Here is a 798-nt window from a genome sequence, read left to right as displayed (position 1 = left end):
TCGATTATGCGGAGAGCGGGATTATGCAGAGCGCCGGCCTGTAAGGTCTGTGTTGCCGCCGGTTTCGGCGGGGGTTCTGCTCCGCATAATTGCGGGCTGGAAGGTGGGCGCCCCGCGGGAAGCGGAGCGCCCTTGGCCGGTCACCGCGACCAGATGAGCTTGTGCTCGCCCTTGTCGCCCTGGACCAGGGAGGCGTAGACCGGGTTCGTGAAGGACGGATCGTCGAGCTTGAGCGAGAGGTATTCGGCGCCGGTCTCGCGGGCGGTCCGGCTCCAGCCGGCGCCGAACTCGACGCCGTTGGCGGTGACGCGGTAGTCGGGCGCCTTGTCGGTGTCGCGGTCGCAGGGCTTGATGGTGGCCTTGACGTTGAGGGTGAGGGTCTTGATCGTCCCGGCATAGGCGCCGTTCTCGTCGCGGGTGAAGGTGCCGATCTGAGCCATTGTCGTATTTCCTGAGCTTTGCCCGAAGCCGCCCGATGCGGCCTCGATGGCGGTCGAGAGGCGACGGACCGGACGGCTGCACCCCTTGTGGGCCGCAGCGGCAGCGGAGGACGGCGGCAGCCGAGCTTGTTGTCCCGCGAGGAATGACCGCTTGCGGTCAGGGGAAGAAGGTCGGCGGAGCCGTTGCAGGCCAAGGCCGGACCGGCGCCAGACCAGCCCAGAAGAGAGGCCGCCTGGGGGCTTCGCCGCATGATCGGCAGAGATCGACGCTGGCGGTCGGCGCCTCATCAGCATGCTCAGCGCCGCCGGTGCATCACCCTCCCGCGGTCATGGCCACCTGCCTCCAACCCAACGACAC

At 68.2% G+C, this 798-nt stretch carries 1 protein-coding gene; it reads right to left on the bottom strand.

What is annotated here, in order from left to right; genetic code table 11:
* Positions 1 to 140: 140 nt before the first annotated feature.
* Positions 141 to 440, bottom strand: a complete 300-nt coding sequence (locus FBQ73_RS15905; protein ID WP_138400486.1) for a DUF736 domain-containing protein — start codon at positions 438 to 440, stop codon at positions 141 to 143.
* Positions 441 to 798 lie beyond the last annotated feature (358 nt).

It is taken from the genome of Xanthobacter autotrophicus, assembly GCF_005871085.1.
In the GTDB taxonomy this organism is placed as follows: Bacteria; Pseudomonadota; Alphaproteobacteria; order Rhizobiales; family Xanthobacteraceae; genus Xanthobacter; species Xanthobacter autotrophicus.
This window is presented reverse-complemented; position numbering and strand designations above follow the sequence as displayed.